12 protein-coding genes and 1 pseudogene are annotated in these 15,453 nt (G+C 62.4%); 2 read left to right on the top strand and 11 right to left on the bottom strand.

The genetic code is table 11. The annotated features are described in order from the left end of the window. Positions 1–5: 5 nt before the first annotated feature. From J2W36_RS03250 to J2W36_RS03230, 5 genes are all read right to left on the bottom strand, one after another. Positions 6–2,225 carry a TonB-dependent receptor domain-containing protein gene (locus J2W36_RS03250; RefSeq protein ID WP_307688230.1) on the bottom strand — a complete coding sequence of 740 codons (2,220 nt, stop codon included), beginning with the start codon at positions 2,223–2,225 and terminating at the stop codon, positions 6–8. Positions 2,226–2,435: 210 nt separating this feature from the next. Continuing rightward, complete coding sequence (locus J2W36_RS03245) at positions 2,436–3,803, bottom strand: acyl-CoA dehydrogenase family protein (protein WP_307688229.1); 1,368 nt, start codon at positions 3,801–3,803, stop codon at positions 2,436–2,438. Then, on the bottom strand, positions 3,787–4,431 hold the full coding sequence (locus tag J2W36_RS03240) for an NADPH-dependent FMN reductase (RefSeq protein WP_307688228.1): 645 nt from the start codon (positions 4,429–4,431) through the stop codon (positions 3,787–3,789). The genes J2W36_RS03245 and J2W36_RS03240 overlap by 17 nt, the downstream gene beginning before the upstream one ends. Then, on the bottom strand, positions 4,428–5,030 hold the full coding sequence (locus tag J2W36_RS03235) for a nitroreductase family protein (protein ID WP_307688227.1): 603 nt from the start codon (positions 5,028–5,030) through the stop codon (positions 4,428–4,430). Before J2W36_RS03235 ends, J2W36_RS03240 begins: the two co-directional genes overlap by 4 nt. Before the next feature lie 25 nt (positions 5,031–5,055). Further along, positions 5,056–6,348 carry an acyl-CoA dehydrogenase family protein gene (locus tag J2W36_RS03230; RefSeq protein ID WP_307688226.1) on the bottom strand — a complete coding sequence of 431 codons (1,293 nt, stop codon included), beginning with the start codon at positions 6,346–6,348 and terminating at the stop codon, positions 5,056–5,058. A 213-nt stretch (positions 6,349–6,561) separates the two neighbouring features. On the opposite strand from J2W36_RS03230, the gene J2W36_RS03225 reads away from it, so the two are divergent. Together J2W36_RS03225 and J2W36_RS03220 are read left to right on the top strand one after the other, a co-directional pair. Next, the gene (locus tag J2W36_RS03225; protein WP_307688225.1) at positions 6,562–8,160 is read left to right on the top strand and encodes a hypothetical protein; all 1,599 of its coding nucleotides are present in this window, start codon (positions 6,562–6,564) and stop codon (positions 8,158–8,160) included. Between the two features lie 287 nt (positions 8,161–8,447). Further along, positions 8,448–8,870, top strand: a complete 423-nt coding sequence (locus J2W36_RS03220; RefSeq protein WP_307688224.1) for a nuclear transport factor 2 family protein — start codon at positions 8,448–8,450, stop codon at positions 8,868–8,870. 46 nt (positions 8,871–8,916) lie between these two features. Here J2W36_RS03220 and ribA read toward each other — a convergent pair whose 3' ends face one another. The 6 genes and pseudogenes from ribA to glmS all read right to left on the bottom strand — a co-directional run bounded on the left by ribA (position 8,917) and on the right by glmS (position 15,405). Continuing rightward, the gene (ribA, locus tag J2W36_RS03215; protein WP_370869251.1) at positions 8,917–9,534 is read right to left on the bottom strand and encodes a GTP cyclohydrolase II; all 618 of its coding nucleotides are present in this window, start codon (positions 9,532–9,534) and stop codon (positions 8,917–8,919) included. Positions 9,535–9,650: 116 nt separating this feature from the next. Further along, positions 9,651–10,382: an MFS transporter gene (locus J2W36_RS03210; RefSeq protein WP_307688221.1), complete on the bottom strand. Its 732-nt coding sequence runs from the start codon at positions 10,380–10,382 to the stop codon at positions 9,651–9,653. 166 nt (positions 10,383–10,548) lie between these two features. Continuing rightward, positions 10,549–10,959: pseudogene (locus J2W36_RS26545) on the bottom strand (MFS transporter); the annotation flags it as partial. A gap of 214 nt (positions 10,960–11,173) precedes the next feature. Further along, positions 11,174–12,433 (bottom strand): acyl-CoA dehydrogenase family protein, encoded by a 1,260-nt coding sequence (locus J2W36_RS03205; protein WP_307688220.1) that lies wholly within the window; start codon positions 12,431–12,433, stop codon positions 11,174–11,176. 280 nt (positions 12,434–12,713) lie between these two features. Beyond that, the gene (locus J2W36_RS03200) at positions 12,714–13,235 is read right to left on the bottom strand and encodes a nuclear transport factor 2 family protein (protein ID WP_307688219.1); all 522 of its coding nucleotides are present in this window, start codon (positions 13,233–13,235) and stop codon (positions 12,714–12,716) included. Between the two features lie 280 nt (positions 13,236–13,515). Next, the gene (gene glmS, locus J2W36_RS03195; RefSeq protein WP_307688218.1) at positions 13,516–15,405 is read right to left on the bottom strand and encodes a glutamine--fructose-6-phosphate transaminase (isomerizing); all 1,890 of its coding nucleotides are present in this window, start codon (positions 15,403–15,405) and stop codon (positions 13,516–13,518) included. Between the last annotated feature and the right edge of the window lie 48 nt (positions 15,406–15,453).

Here is a 15,453-nt window from a genome sequence, read left to right as displayed (position 1 = left end):
TCAACCTAGAACTTGTAGCGAAAGCCAACATAGATGGAACGCGGTTGTCCAATGCCCTGCGCACGAGAGTCTGTTGCGCCAGGCGCCAGCGAGATATGTTGACTGGTCGAGGCCAGACCACCCGTCACCGCGTATCGGGTGTTGAACGCGTTTTCCACAATGCCAAACACATCCCAATGGTTATCGATGCGATATTGGAAGTTGAAGCTCGCGACAACGTATCCGGGCACCTTTCCCATGGCGTTGATTTCGTCACCGAAGTAGTAAGAACTCGATACGGCTCGCAGCGAGGTCCCAACGACCCATTTCGGGGTCACGTTGGTTTTCATGCTCACGACCAACTGGTGCTTTGGCTCGTTCGGCAGAACGTTCCCCGGCTTCACATGGATGTAGCCATTGGCGTCTGCCGAGGTGTTCAGCGGCTGAAAGAGTGAGAACGACGACTGGAAGCGGGCATCGGTGTAGATGTAACCGACAGAGGTCGTCACCGCACCGACGACCATCTCCGCCCCCAGTTTCACACCCTGCCGACGTACCGTCCCGACGTTGGCCAGCGACGGCCGGCCGGTACTTGCGGCGACATAGGTATAGTCAGAAATGTCGGTGCGGTACAGGGCGGCGTTCCAGGCCAACTGGGCGCCGGCTATCGGCAATCCCAGGTTTGGCAACTGACCGCGGAGGCCGATTTTGTAGGTGCGGTAAACAGATTGGTCAGTGATCGTGTCGGAAACAAACCAGGGCGGTACCGAATTGCATGCCGATTCCCTGTCCTCACAGAATGTTCCTGAAGGCGCGAGCACGCGGGCCGTCTCTGAATAGCCACCATAGGCGATCAATCCCGGCGTCAACGCATAGGTCGCGCCGAGCGAAGGAGCGAAATGGGTGAACGTGCGATTCTCGTTGAAAGACGGGCGCGTTCCTCGTAGATCACGCGACTCCACATTCGAATAGCTGAAACGCCCACCGAACGCGACTTTCAGCTTATCGGTGACGTCGATAGAATCAGTCGCGTACAGACCGACATAGTTAGCGATTGCGCTGGCATCTTCCGGCCGACCTACCGGCGGGGAGTCGGTGACACCCAGATCGGTCCCGTATCCTCCATCTTCGGTCATGGTGCCAATATTCTGTCTGTAACTGGCGCGCGCTCGCGCTCGGTTGTAGTCCACACCCATGGTGAAATTGTTGAGTCTGCCCATAAGCTGTCCACGATTGGACGCGCTTGCCGCCGCCCCCCATGCGGTCGTCTCGCTCGTCAACGTTTGTTTATAGGCATAGTAGTCAGCGCCGGGAGAGCTGAACTGATTGCCATGGATGTCCATGTATGGCGTCGTGCCGCTGCAGAGCAAGGCCGGGTTGCTCGGGCAATCGTTGACCAGCGCGCCGCCAAGCGTGATCACCTGCTTGCTCTTGAATTTTCCGAATGAAAGTTTGCTCTCGGCAGTCCACCCGTCATTCAAGGCGTAGCTTCCAGTGAACTTGATGTGCGTGCTGTCCGTGCCGAATGAAGAGGGATAGTTGAGTTGTGCCGTTTGATCTGCCGCGATGAGCTCCACCGGAGATAGCAACGCCCCCTTGTTCATGCTCGACACGCTATGCAAGATGACATGGTATTCGTTGCCTCCATTCCGCCAGCCCAGGTCACCGTGAGCCTGCCGCATGCGGGCGCCGGCATGCTGTTGCCAACCATCGTCCTTGACGTCGCTGTAGGCTCCGAATAGAGCAAAGTCACCCATCAGTCCACCTGCCTGCACGAGTCCCTGCGTACGCCCATAGGAACCACCCATCAACCCAATTTCGGCTCCGTGATACGTAAAGCCATTTGGAAGAGGGGGTGCACCCAGCAATGCGTCAAATCCATCGAGCACAGAAACAGGGCCAATCGCGGCAAGGGCAGGGCCGGGCATGACGCGGGTATTCGATATTTTGAAGTCGGGCTCGCCAGCCCCAATGGGTATGGGAAATACAGGTCCGGCCTCCGTCTTGGGCAGGTCCATCATCGGCAGGTCGGAGGCGCCCGATGGCGGCGGCTCTCCAGGACCAAACGATGGGGGTGCCAGCGTGTTGGAAGCGCTGTCTGGCCCGGGAATCGGGCTGGGGGTGGGGCTCGACGCAGTGGACTCGGGCGGTGCACTTGCGGCGTCTGCTCGCCCCATCGTGAGGGCGAGCGGCACGCTGGCCGCCAGCAGAAAGGGGAGCCACGGCGATCGGCTCGGTGTATTCATGTTTTTGTCTCCTGTAAACAAAGCTTTTCTCCGTCCGGCATGGGGCTCTAACGGCCTGTTCCGGACGGGTGCTCTTGTGTGCGCTCCTACCCAGAGCGCCTCCTTCTTCGATTCACCTTTCGCGCAGGCTGGAAAGGCGTCGATGAGGATCGGTCCAACGGATGGGGTTGCCCCCTCTGCGTCGCGCGTGCGCTGACGATCTGAAATCCTTCAGCTGCGAGGTCTGTCCATCTTCGGTTTCGCGCTTCGTTCGGGCACTGCGCCGCCGAACATCGCAAATGGCGGATGACCAAGGAGCCGGCGTCCGTTGACCTCTGCCTGCGGGTCGAGGCGAATGGCACCATGCGATGTCAGGACGCGGGCGTCCCGGACGAAGCGCTGAATCGGGTTGCTGAGGCTGACGGTGGACGAACCGATCGTTTTCTGAAGGAGGTTGATCGCGTCTTCGCACAGGTTGGCGACATACGCCACACTGAGGCTGATTTCGCTCTCCTCCTCACGCGAGAAATCGCGACCCGCCGCCGTTCTTGCGTCGACCTGATCAGCGATGCCTTCGAGCGTTGCCGCGGAAACATTGATCATCGCCAGCGCCTTGCCTGCGGCGACCTGAGCGCTCGCCATGTCACCGATCGTCGGGTACGGCAGGCTGAAGGGCTGGCGCTTCTTGGCTTGCTCGGCGAAGCAGGAAAGCGTGCCGCGGGCCATGCCCAACACGATCGCAGCGTCGGCAATCGACACCGTGATGAGCAGCGCGGTCCCGTGCTGCTGGTAGCCAGGCCCGCTGTAGCGCCGGTGCATCTCGCCGAACCTCATCGGGTATTCCGCGAGGTCGAGGAACCGATGCTCGGGAACGAAGGTCTCGGTGGAGACCCGGATCGAGTTGCTCGAAGTTCCCGATAGGCCGCTGACATGCCAGTCGTCAACAACCTCGTAGTCCGGCTGCCGCAACACGACCACGCCGCGACCGGTTCCCGGGTGAGTTGCCGGGTCGTATTCGATACCGACCATGGCCCAGCGAGCGTGCTTGCTGCCGCTACCGAACGCCCATCGTCCTTCAATCATCCACCCGCCCTCGACGCGACGGCCGCGGCCGACATTCGTGGCGAACACCGAGGCTCCGACCACAGCGGGTCCCACCCATCCTTGCGCGTCGGCACGAACCTCGTCGACGATCTTCGAGTCGAGGGCCAACAGGTTCTTGACGCCGATTCCCACGAAGGCGGCCCATCCCGCCGAGCCGTCGGCCTCACCAAGCACGCTGATGATCTCAAGCAGGTCACGCGTGCCAAGCCCATACCCACCCCACTCGATGGGCATGGTCATCTTGTAGACACCCGCATCATCGAGCGCCTTGAGAACCGGCGGCGTCAGGGCACCGATTCGCTCACCTTGCTGAGCCTGTTCACGAATGAGCGGCATCAGCGAGCGCACCTTGGCGGCGATGGCGCGGCCTGCGTCGGTGAGCCAAGGCGATTCGACGGCACCCGTCGGCGCAGACGGGGGAAATGGCGGATGACCATCCAGCCCCAATGGGGGTGGCAACGGTTGATCCTGAATTGATTTATTGGGAAGTGACATGGCAAGTTCTCGTAGCAAACGTTGAAGTGGTTTCAATGGCGTGGCTGGCTGCACGGGGCGCTGAACGGGCAGCAAATTCGACGACTTGGCGGCCGACCAGATTCAACTGGCTGGCCGCGGCCTGGTTCTGACAGACGCCATCGAAGAAAACCCGCTCGCTCGTATTGATCGCGGCTCCCATCGGAGTGGGCCACCCACGCAGCGCATGGACAATCGAGCGCAGAGAACTGAGCGTTCCGCCCGTCGCCTGCCAGCCATAGGCCGTGGCGATCAAGCCGACGGGGACACCATCCAGATAGACCCGCTCGTCCTTGGCCATCTCTTCGAAATAGTCGATCGCGTTCTTGACGAGCCCTGAAATGGTTCCGTGATAGCCGGGGCTTGCAATGAGGAGACCGTCCGCGGCACGGACGGCTTCGATCAATTCGTGCCCATGGCCATTGCGCACGGAGCTGCCGGGCACATAGTGAGGCAGTGCGAGCAGGTACTCTCCGCCAAAGAGCTGAGTCCGACCGCCTGCCCCTTCGGCGACCGCGAGCGCAGCAACCAGCGCCTGCTCGGTGGATGAGCCTTTGACGGCCGTACCACCGATGCCCACGATGAACGGTTTGGCAGAGGATGTCTTCATGGCCTGAACAACCCCTGCATCACCACCTCATCGACGGGCCGTCGGGTATTGGGCTGCTCGCGCTCCTGGAGTGGCGGAGGCAGTACGCTCTTGTCCCCCAGCCGGCCGATGGCAATGATGGTTTCGACCCGGAAACCGTCTGGCACGCCCAGCACGCCGGGAGCTTGCTGAACGTCCCAGCCTGCCATCGCATGCGCGTACCAACCCAGTTGCGTCGCCTGCAGCGCAAGATAGCCCCAGGCTGCGCCAGCGTCGAGCGAATGGCTGTACGCCGGCATCGGACCGGGAGCCCCGGGCATCTGTGCCGTGGTCGCCGATACCAGCACGACCAATGCGGATGCGCGCACCGCCCAAGCCTGGTTCATCGGGACAAGAAGATTGAAAATGGGCGACCATTCCGGCGTGCCCCGACGGGCGTAGATGAAGCGCCAGGGTTGCGAGTTGAAAGAGGATGGCGCCCAATGCGCAGCCTCGAAGATGGTCATCAGGTCCTGCTCGGAAATGACCGCCTTTTCATCAAGGGCGCGCGGCGACCAACGATTCAGAAAGATCGGATTGACGGCGTAAGTCGAGACGCGGTTGTTAGAGGAAGTGGACATATGGAAATTTCTCCTTTGAAAATAGTCAGCGCTGCGCCAAGCCGCCGGCAAACATGTTGAACGGCGGCATGCCAAGGACATGCCGCCCCGCGATTTCCGCAGCCGGATCCCGGCGGATGGCCCCATGGGTCAGCATGACGCGCACGTCTCGGGCAAAACGTTGGATAGGGTTGCGCAGGCTGACCGATGAAGAGCCAATGCAAAGTTGCATCTCGTCGATCGCCTCGCCGCAGAGGTTCGCTGCATAGACGAGCGTCATCGTGGCAAGCGATTCCTCGCGAGGCGAGAAATCCTCTGCGCGGCGGGTGCGCGCATCGACCTCTTCGGCCGTCTGCATGATCAATGCCTCGGCGGCCTGCACCATGGCATAGACCCGCCCCGCCACGACCTGAGTCGAAGGCGTCGCCGCCACCGTTTCATAAGGCAGGTTGAATGGAACGCGCTTGTTGGCCTGCTCGACAAAGGCGTCAAGACAGCCCCTGGCCATGCCAAGCGCAATCGCTATGTTGGCGAGCGCCGTCGATAGCATCGTTGCCAAGGGCCCCATGCGATAGGTCAATCCCTCGTACTTTTGCGGCAGCGCGCCCAGGGCGAGGGGCAGGTCCGCGTGGCGCACCACACGGTACGCCGGAACGAAGACTTCGGTGCGGGTGACGATGCTGTTGCTCGAACTCGCTGCCATGCCCATGACATGCCAGTCGTCCAGGACCTCGTACTGGTCTCGCGAGAGCAGCGCCAGGCCGCGCACTGGCTTGCCATCTTCCTGCCACTCGATACCGACGACCGCCCACGCGGCGTAGCTGCAGCCACTGCCGTACATCCATTTGCCCGTGACCTGGAACCCATCGTCAGTGCGCCTAGCCTGCCCGACGATGGTGGAAAAGATAGACGCCCCAACCGCCGCCGGCCCGACCCAGTTCGGGAGCTTCGCGCTGACCTCAGCGACCGCCTGCGGACTGAAGGCGAGCACCATCCGGATACCGGACGCAGCGAAGCCGCTCCAGCCCGCAGACCCATCGGCATAGGACGCGGCGGCGATCACCTCGACCAGGTCGCGCGCACCAAAAGCCGAACCGCCAAACTTTTTCGGCAGGGTGATCCGGAAGAAGCCGGTTTTATCCAATGCACGTAACGCCTCCGGCACGAGGGCTGTCGCCTTTTCGCTTTCACAGGCGGTGTCGCGCAGAAGAGGCGTCAGTGCCTTGATCGCGTCGCGCATTTTCACCGCTTCGGAGCTCGGGCCCTTGGCACCGACGGAGGCTGCACTGTCTGCACTGTCGCCGACGTCGAAGTCTGCCGGCTTGCTGAGTTGGTTCATGTCGTTTTCGTTGGGTTGGAGACGCCTGGGTAGTGTCGCCAACGCCATAGGAAAGCGAAGTCTCGGAGGGTCACGGTCCTGATGGAGCAGGTCTCCGGCTGGTTCGCGGAATCCGTGACGTAATGTGACCTGGCCACCGGTATATACCCGCTACTTCGAGAGACGGGAAAGTGAATAGATTCGGTCTCCAGCGTTAGGAGATGCGACAAAGCCATGCTTTCAGGTTCCATTGACTCTCTCGAGCTGCAGGAAGAACGCATCACCGCAGCACTTCATGCCGTGGTACAGAGCGAAACCTTCCGTCTGGCCAAGCGCCTGCGGCAGTTATTGCAGTACCTGGTGACAGAAACCCTGGCTGGCCGCGGCAAACGGCTGAAACAGTTCAATATTGCCGTGGAAGCCTTCGGTCACCACGAGGACTTTCACCCGCAAGTCCAGACCAGCGTGCGAACCGAGGCGTGGCGCCTGAGATCTCGTCTGAATCTCTACTATCAGAACGAAGGATTGAACGACGAGGTGAGAATCTCATTGCCGAAGGGTGGCTTCATGCCGGTCTTCGAGTTGGAGAGAAAAGACAATGAGCCGGTGGCGCTGCAGCCGCTCGCCCGCCGGGGCGCTGCGGCACGGCTGCTGATTCTTCCTTTCTCAGGCTTGAGCACTCACGATTCAGACATCGTGACGGCGTTTCACGACGAGATCAGCCTGTCCATGGCAAAGCTACCGGGCATGACGGTGCTTTCTCGGGGCTCCAGCGAGAGCTTGGGTCAGACCGCGGAAGAGCTTTCCCCTGTCCTGCGCGCATCCGAAGCCACCTATGCGATGCAAGGCAGCCTGTTTCGCCAAGGGCAGACCTATCGACTGACCCTGCAGATCATTGATTCGAAGCAGGATGTGATTGTCTGGTCTGCACGTCGTGAACAACACGTGGAGGATGTGATCGCCTTTCAGAGGCAGGTCGCCGCAGACGTCGCGGCTTCGGTGCAATCCTGGCTGCGTTCCAAACCGCCATCGATCACCGTGGAAGACGACATGGCACCACGGCATGTACTGCGCGACAACGTGCTGCTGCGCGAGTATCTGCGCGGCGCGATTCGAGACCGCACGGCGGGCGAGCAAGTGGCGCTCGGGCTGGGTTGCCTCGCGTCCGGCCACACCGGTGAAGCGACGCGCATGTTCAGTCAGGCGATCATGGCCAGTCCTGCAGACGGTCTACCGCATACCGCCATGGGATTGGGATACCTTCAATCCGGCCGATTGCAGGACGCGTTCCAAGCCGCAGAGCGCGGGGTGGAATTCGCTCCCCGATCCGCATTTGCGCATTCGTCCCTGGCTGCCATCTGCATGCACATGCGCGACTTTGACGGCGCAATCATGTTTGCCCAGAAGTCAGTGGCCTTGGCACCCGAGTTCGATGCAGCCCAGCTGCTGTTGGGCGATTGCTTTCTCTATGCAGGACTCCATAAGACAGCGATCGCCCAACTGGAAGAGGCATGCCGCCTGGCGGATGAGCATCCCGTGGCTTTGGCGCACCTCGGCTACGCCTACGCGCGCAGCGGTAAAGAAGTCGAAGCGAGACGTCTCTTGCGCATTCTGCAGCAAGGCCACCCCCGCCCGGATGGCCCCAACGCCGCGGCCATGACCTTGGTTCACGCAGGACTCGAAGATCTCGAGCAAGCATTTCGATGCCTCGATTGCGCATTGACGTCACGCAACCAGATGCAAGAACTGCTACTGCTCACTTCCCCTGCTTATGACGACCTCCGGGCGCATCCGGGTTTCAACTCCTTTGCGAACCGCCTGAACACCTCCTAGCCTCGGCAAGCGACTGACTGTGCCAGCTCTATGGCCCCTGCACGGCCAGCCCGAAAGCCCTGCACGCTGGCCTCTCCCATCCATTGAATGTCCCGTCTTGCGACGCACGAGCATAGCGGCGCCACAGTTCACCGGTTCACCGGAGGTCACGGAGTCCGCGCGACCTTTCGAGACTTCGTTTTCCTGCTGCATTGGCGACACTGCATGGGCATCTGCAAACCACACCACCAAGGTCGTGGCGCGCCCATGCGCTTCATCCAATTCAACCAGGCAACACGAAAAAGAAGATGACCGATTCAGTTCAGCTCTCCAGCCAGGAAGCACGCAACCGTCAAGTCGTGATCGACTTCTATCGCCATGTCTTCGACGCGAGAAATCCAGCAGCGGTCAAAGACTTCGTGGCGGAAGATTACCGTCAACACGCCTCCCATGTTTCTAGCGGGCGCGCAGGCCTGGAGGCTTTCGTTGCAGAGACGTTTCACGGTTTGCCGCAGCTTCCGGTTCAACCGGATCTGATGATTCCTCCGGCGTTCATCGTCGCAGAAGGCGACATGGTGGTGATTGCGGGAGAGTTCCCCCAACCTGAGCCGGAAGACCCAACACGCACCTATCCGTTCTTCGTTTTCGATGCCTATCGCGTCCGTGACGGAAAGCTGGTCGAACATTGGAGCGGCATCAACAAGATTGCGCCGCCCAAGCCGCCCCGGTGATGGCGACTGAGCCAAGCACACGCGCAGTGACCACAGGACCGGTCGATCAAAGGATCGACGTCAGGAAGTGCCCCATGCGCTGGTGTTTGGTCTGCAGGTAGCGCCGGTTGTGCGACTGTGCTGGCACCTCGTGTGGACTGCGCTCCAGCACTTCGATGCCGGCTGCTTCCAGTGCTGCCACCTTGCTCGGGTTGTTGCTCATCAGGCGCACGGCGCTCAAGCCGAGTTGCTGGAGGATCGCGACGGCAACGCCGTAATCGCGCGAATCCACCGCATGGCCGAGCGCTCGGTTGGCATCCACCGTGTCCAGGCCCTGGTCCTGCAGTTGGTAGGCCGCCAGCTTCTGCGCCAGACCGATGCCGCGGCCTTCATGACCACGCAGGTAGATCATCAGGCCCCGCCCTTCCTTGGCAATACGCTCCAGGGCGAGCGTGAGTTGCATGCCGCAATCGCAGCGCAGCGAGCCGAAGAGGTCGCCGGTGGCGCATTCGGAGTGCATGCGCAGCAGCACACCCGCAGGTGGGCCGGCTACGGCCGGCTGGTCGAGCCCACGGCTGAGAACGATGTGTTCGAGGGCATCTCCCTCGCGTTGGTAGACCTGGGCGAGGAACTCGCCATGAGCCGTGGGCAGCGGGGCTTGGCCGGTGCAGCGGATGCCTGGAATCGATGGGGCAGAGGCCGCCTGGGTCGTTGGAACGCAGGGCTTGTTGCCCCACGCGACGGTGACCTGACGGGCACGCAATCCGATGCCGGCGTTGCGATGCGCGATGCCACCTTCGATCACGAAAGTGAATCCCCGCTCTGGACCCCGCCCACCCACGGCCTCGGGTACTTCGGGAGCAGCGCCGCAAGGATGACGGCGATCAAGCCAATGCCGATGAGCATCAGGAGAGGAATGGCGTAGCTGCCGGAGGCAGTCTTCACCACGCTGACGAGCAAGGGGGACATGGCCAGAATCGGCGACGTGATCGCAAGGGTCAGACCTTGCAACGCTGCGAAGGACTTCAATCCGAAGTACTTGGCGATCAATGTCGGGCCGAGTGTGGATTCGGCGCCGCTTGCGAAACCGAGGAACGCCATGGAGATGTACAGGAGCGCCACGGAACCGGTATTGACGAGCGCCAGCACCAGACCGACGGGCACCGTTACCAGGAGCGCTGCGACGATCCATGGTCGGCTCGCTCGATCCAGAACGGCCCCAGTGGCGAGCAATCCAATGACCGATGTACTGAAGAGCACGGACAGCGCGAGGGATACCGTTGCCGGATGGATGCCATTCTGACCGTAGAAGTCCACTGCGATCAGGCGCATCGCGATCGGCCCCCCGGCCGAGAACGCGACGAACAGCGTGATGAATATCCACGCGCGAGTCCGGATGGCCTTTCCGAAAGGCACGCCGGGCAGATGGGCATCCACCGTCTTCGGCATGGCCACAACGGATGCCGCCTTGGGTTCTGATATGAGCCAGAGCACAGCCGGGATACCAATCAAGGCAATCGCCATGGCGATCAAATAATAGGCACCGTCCCAGCCCAACCCCGTAAAGACACCCGGATTGGCAGTGGAAGCTGCTGCCCCGTGCAACCCAGAAAGATGGTCGTCCAGCAGTGGACGTGCACCCGCTGGCGCTCGGCATCATCGAGAGCGACACCGCAGCATTGCCGTTGACCAGCCACTGGAACAACGGTGAGAAGACCGCACTGAAGAGACTGGAGGCCACGCCGATCAGGCCGAATCCGACCCCACGGTGCTCGGGAAACCACTCAGAGATCACTTTGAACGCGATCCCCAGGCTTGCGCTGAATCCAAAGATCGACGCGACCACGAGGAGCGTTCCCAGCAGCCAGGTCGTACCCGCCACAAGGGGGATGATCCCCGTGATGATCGCGTACAGGACGATCGCGGGAAGCGCCACGCGCCGAGCACCCAGCCGATCGGCCCATCGTCCGGCGAAAGGCAGAACCAGCGGGCCGATGATCAGCGGCAAGGTAACGAAAAGCAGGATCGCGACCGGCAGCGGCGCCCCTGTCTTCATCGCGAATGCCGGTACCACGAACGGGGTCAGTGCCGACAGGCCGGCGGGGCCCATGGCCACGAGCAGAAGACTGCCGATGAGTGCTGCCTTGGCGCGGCCCGACGCCCTCATGAAGTCGGCGACGTACTGCTTCAAACTGATCTTCGGCGGAGCGCCCTCACCTGTTTTTCTCGTCCCGCTTCGGGACTGGGCGCCCCTGGCAGCCAGGGATGTGGCCCTGGAACCGGCGTCGAAGTCTGCCGACTTGCTGAGTTGGTTCATGTCGTTTTCACCGGGTTGGAAAAGCGGAGGCCATGTCGCCAACGCGCGCGCGCCCTGGCTGCGGCACCGGTGGTCGGTCCGCATTCGCTGCGGGGGGCGAACTGAGTGCGGCGATCATCGGGAAAGGATCGAGGCCGAACATGTCTCGCCCGCTGATTTCGGCCGCAGGATCGATGCGGAATGCACCGTGCGTCGCCAACACATGGATATCGCGTACCGCGCGCTGGAGCGGATTGCTCAGCACCACAGCCGATGAGCCCAGTGCGAGCAGCAAGCCATCGACCACGCGGAGGCACTCGTGGATGAGGTGGACCAGGTCTGTCGTGATCTCTGGCTCGTTCCATGGGAAGAACTCTTCCTGCGCAAGCGCCCGCCGATCGATCTCGTCGGCGTGACGCCAGAGGACCGCATTGGCACTGTTGATGACCGCCCGTGCCTTGCCAGCGACGACTTGGATCGACGCCATCTCCGACATCGTTTTGTAGGGAAGGTTGAACGGCGGCCGCTTCGTCGCCTGTTGGACAAACGAGTCGAGGGCACCCTGTGCGATACCGACCGCAAGTGCCGCGAACGAGCACGTCGTGGCCACCATGCCGCCGATCGGACCATGTTTGAAGGCCAGTCCGGAGTACTTCCCGCGCAACGCCTCTGTCAGACGTGGTAGATCGTTGGTGTGGACGACGCGGTAGTCCGGCACGAAGATCTCCGTCTCCGATCGAACACTGTTGGAGCTCGTCGCCTGCAGGCCCATGACTTTCCAGTCATCGACAATCTCGTACTGGTCGCGGGAGAGTATCCCCATCGCGCGCCGACGTTCTCCGCTGGCCTGGTCGTCATATTCGAAGCCGACGGCTCCCCAGGCTGCATGTTTGCAACCGCTGCCGAAAGACCATTTCCCTTTCACCATATAGCCACCGTCGACTTCGCGGCCGTCACCGACCTTCGGTGCGAAGACGGTGGCGCCGAACATGATGGGCCCCACCCAATCGGCGATGCTGGCAAAGACCTCGTCGCGGGCTTTCGAGTCGAAGCCCAGCGCGTTCCTGGCGGCACTCGAGACGATCACGAGCCAGCCGGCCGACGCATCGCCCTGGCCGAGCGCTTTGACGATCTCCGCGGAGTCGCGTGCGCCAAGGGCGGACCCTCCAAGCTCCGTCGGGATCGTGATCTTGAAGACACCTACGCGATCGAGGGCCTCCAGCGTGGCGGGCGCCAGGGCTCCGAGTTGCTCGCCTTCGGCCGCGTTCTTGCGCAGCAGCGGCAACATCTCGAGAACTTCATCACGCATCCGACGCCCAACCTCGCTGAGGTACGGCGATTCGGGAAACTGAGGCTGCTGGGGCGCAGGCCCTCCCAGCGGCGGAAATCCCGAGGGGGGACCGCCTGCGGGCGGTTTCATTTCCAAGGTCATTGGTTGTCCTTCTATTGTTATGTGGTCCAGCGTCGGGCCAGGTCTGGAGATAAGGTCCTGGCGGCACGCCGAGGTGGACCTTGGCGATGGCTCGCCGGTGAACCCGATCGACGGCAAGCTGCGTCAGGTGGCGTTCTCAATTTCCCATGGGGTTCTGGCCGGGCACCACTTTGCGAAAGGTGCTCCAGTGCTCGGCGATCTTGCCGTTGTGCACCCGAAAGACCGTGAGGATGTTCCACTCATAGGTCGCGCCAGGCACCACGGGATCAGGTGCAAGTTCGCGCATCATGAGACAGCCGACCTCGCCATCGAGAATGACGCTCACGACGGGCGGCGGCGTCGTGCCGGTGATGGGCACCAACCGAAATTGCTCGATGAGCTTGTCACGGCCGTGGCCGAATGCGTTGGGATCGTGCTGGATATAGTCCTCGGCGATGTACTTCGTCATCACCTCAGCGACCCGCTCGGAGATCACATTGTCACGAACGATCCGGGAAAGGTCGGCTTCAAACTCGATCAGTAGCCGTTTGACTGCGGTGCGCTCGGGCGAAGGGTCCGCCGCAACGGCGGCCTTGAACTCGTCGTTGTCAAGCCAGTTCTTGTAGATGGCGGGATCGCTGATTTCAGCGACGCCGTTGACGATTTTGAATCCGCTCATTGTTGGGCTCCTTCGTTCGTTTTCATTGGGTTGGAAACACCGAGGTAGTGTCGCCAGCGCCATAGGAAAACGAAGTCTCAGAGGGTTACGACACGCTCGCATCACCCCTTCAACCCCGAGCACAACAAAGGTCCTGAGATACCTGCGGGCGGAATGCCCTTGATCGGTCTACCGATCGCGATCGTCAGCAATCACCCCATTGCTGGCGCTCACACCGCTCGAAGCACAGTCGCGCCGACAGAATCAATCGAGGCCCAGGCCTGTCCCCCGATACAGCCCCTCACTCCACCGTCACACTCTTCGCCAGATTCCGCGGCTTGTCCACATCCGTCCCCCGTGCACACGCCGTGTGATACGCCAGCAATTGCAGCGGCACCACGTGCAGCAAGGGTGACAGTGCGCCGTAGTGCTCGGGCATGCGGATGACGTGGATGCCTTCGCTGTTCTCCAGGCGGGTGTCGGCGTCGGCCAGCACGTAGAGCACGCCGCCGCGGGCGCGCACTTCCTGCAGGTTGCTCTTGAGCTTTTCCAGCAGTGCATCGTTGGGCGCGACGGCCACCACCGGCATTTCGCTGGTCACCAGCGCCAGCGGGCCGTGCTTGAGTTCGCCGGCGGCGTAGGCCTCGGCGTGGATGTAGGTCACTTCCTTGAGCTTGAGCGCGCCTTCGAGCGCGATCGGGTAGTGCAGGCCACGGCCGAGGAACAGGGCGTTTTCCTTGCGCGCGAAATCCTCGGCCCAGCTGATGACCTGCGGCTCCAGCGCCAGCACCGACTGCAGCGCGACGGGCAGGTGGCGCATGGCCTTCAGGTAGCCGGCTTCGGCCTCGTCGCTGAGGCGGCCCTTGGCCTGGGCCAGTGCCAATGTCAGCAGGAACAGACCCGCGAGCTGCGTGGTGAAGGCCTTGGTCGACGCCACGCCAATCTCGACGCCAGCACGCGTGATGTAGGCCAGCTTGCATTCGCGCACCATGGCGCTGGTCGCCACGTTGCAGATGGTGAGCGTCTGCTCCATGCCCAGGCTGCGCGCGTGCTTGAGCGCGGCCAGCGTGTCGGCGGTCTCGCCCGACTGGGTGATGGTCACGACCAGCGTCCGCGGGTCGGGCACCGAATCGCGGTAGCGGTATTCACTGGCGATCTCGACCTGGGTCGGGATCCTGGCGATGCTTTCCAGCCAGTACTTGGCGGTGCAGCCGCTGTAGTAGCTGGTGCCACAGGCCAGGATGAGCACCTGGTCGATGTCCTTGAACACGCGGTGCGCGCTCGCCCCGGTGGCGCCGTTCTGGCCGACGCCATCGAACAGCTCGGGCACGATGCCTTCCACGCCTTCGAGCGTGTCGGCAATGGCGCGCGGTTGCTCGAAGATTTCCTTCTGCATGTAGTGGCGGTACGGGCCCAGTTCGGCCGCACCGCTGTGCGCGAGCACCGTGCGCACCGGGCGCTGCGCGGCCGACAGCGGCTTGTGCGCGCCGTCGACGATCCAGTACTTGCCCGGTTGCAGGTCGACCACGTCGCCCTCTTCCAGATAGACGATCTGGTCGGTCACGCCAGCGAGCGCCATCGCGTCGCTGGCGAGGAAGTTCTCGCTGCCATCCTTGCCGACGCCCAGGATCAGCGGTGATCCGGCGCGCGCGCCAATGACGCGCTGCGGCTCGTCGCGGCAGATCACCGCAATGGCGTAGGCGCCATGCAGCTGCAGCACCGCGGCCTTGACGGCATCGAACAGATCGCCGTCATAGAGGCTGTCGACCAGGTGCGAGATGACTTCGGTGTCGGTCTGGCTGGCGAAGACATAGCCCTTGGCCTGCAGCGCTGCGCGCAGCGCCTCGTGGTTCTCGATGATGCCGTTGTGAACCAGCGCGATGCGCGCCGGCCGCGCGCTGTCGGCGCCCTCGCCCGGTCCGTGGCTGAAGTGCGGATGCGCGTTGTGCACCACGGGCGCCCCGTGGGTGGCCCAGCGCGTGTGGGCGATGCCGGTGAGGCCTTCGAGATGGTCATCGGCCACTTGCGTGAGCAGGTCGGCGACCCTCGAAGTGGTTCGCGCACGCGTCAAGCCGCCCGCATGCACAGCCACGCCGCAGGAGTCATAGCCGCGGTACTCCAGCCGCTGCAGACCCTGGACGAGGACGGGAACGATGTTGCGATGGGACGCTGCGCCGACGATGCCACACATGGGAGACCTGCCTTTTGGATGAGTGATGGGCCTGAGCCCGGGAACGAA

The organism is Variovorax ginsengisoli (assembly GCF_030811835.1).
GTDB lineage: Bacteria > Pseudomonadota > Gammaproteobacteria > Burkholderiales > Burkholderiaceae_C > Variovorax > Variovorax ginsengisoli_C.
The sequence above is the reverse complement of the archived record's forward strand: the minus strand, read 5'-3'. Positions and strand labels throughout refer to the sequence as shown.

Bases quoted from the DNA above. Each gene is read 5' to 3' on its own strand.
- J2W36_RS03250 (WP_307688230.1), bottom strand. From the start codon at position 2,225: ATGAATACACCGAGCCGATCGCCGTGGCTCCCCTTTCTGCTGGCGGCC.
- J2W36_RS03245 (WP_307688229.1), bottom strand. From the start codon at position 3,803: ATGTCACTTCCCAATAAATCAATTCAGGATCAACCGTTGCCACCCCCA.
- J2W36_RS03240 (WP_307688228.1), bottom strand. From the start codon at position 4,431: ATGAAGACATCCTCTGCCAAACCGTTCATCGTGGGCATCGGTGGTACG.
- J2W36_RS03235 (WP_307688227.1), bottom strand. From the start codon at position 5,030: ATGTCCACTTCCTCTAACAACCGCGTCTCGACTTACGCCGTCAATCCG.
- J2W36_RS03230 (WP_307688226.1), bottom strand. From the start codon at position 6,348: ATGAACCAACTCAGCAAGCCGGCAGACTTCGACGTCGGCGACAGTGCA.
- J2W36_RS03225 (WP_307688225.1), top strand. From the start codon at position 6,562: ATGCTTTCAGGTTCCATTGACTCTCTCGAGCTGCAGGAAGAACGCATC.
- J2W36_RS03220 (WP_307688224.1), top strand. From the start codon at position 8,448: ATGACCGATTCAGTTCAGCTCTCCAGCCAGGAAGCACGCAACCGTCAA.
- J2W36_RS03205 (WP_307688220.1), bottom strand. From the start codon at position 12,433: ATGTTGCCGCTGCTGCGCAAGAACGCGGCCGAAGGCGAGCAACTCGGA.
- J2W36_RS03200 (WP_307688219.1), bottom strand. From the start codon at position 13,235: ATGAGCGGATTCAAAATCGTCAACGGCGTCGCTGAAATCAGCGATCCC.
- glmS (WP_307688218.1), bottom strand. From the start codon at position 15,405: ATGTGTGGCATCGTCGGCGCAGCGTCCCATCGCAACATCGTTCCCGTC.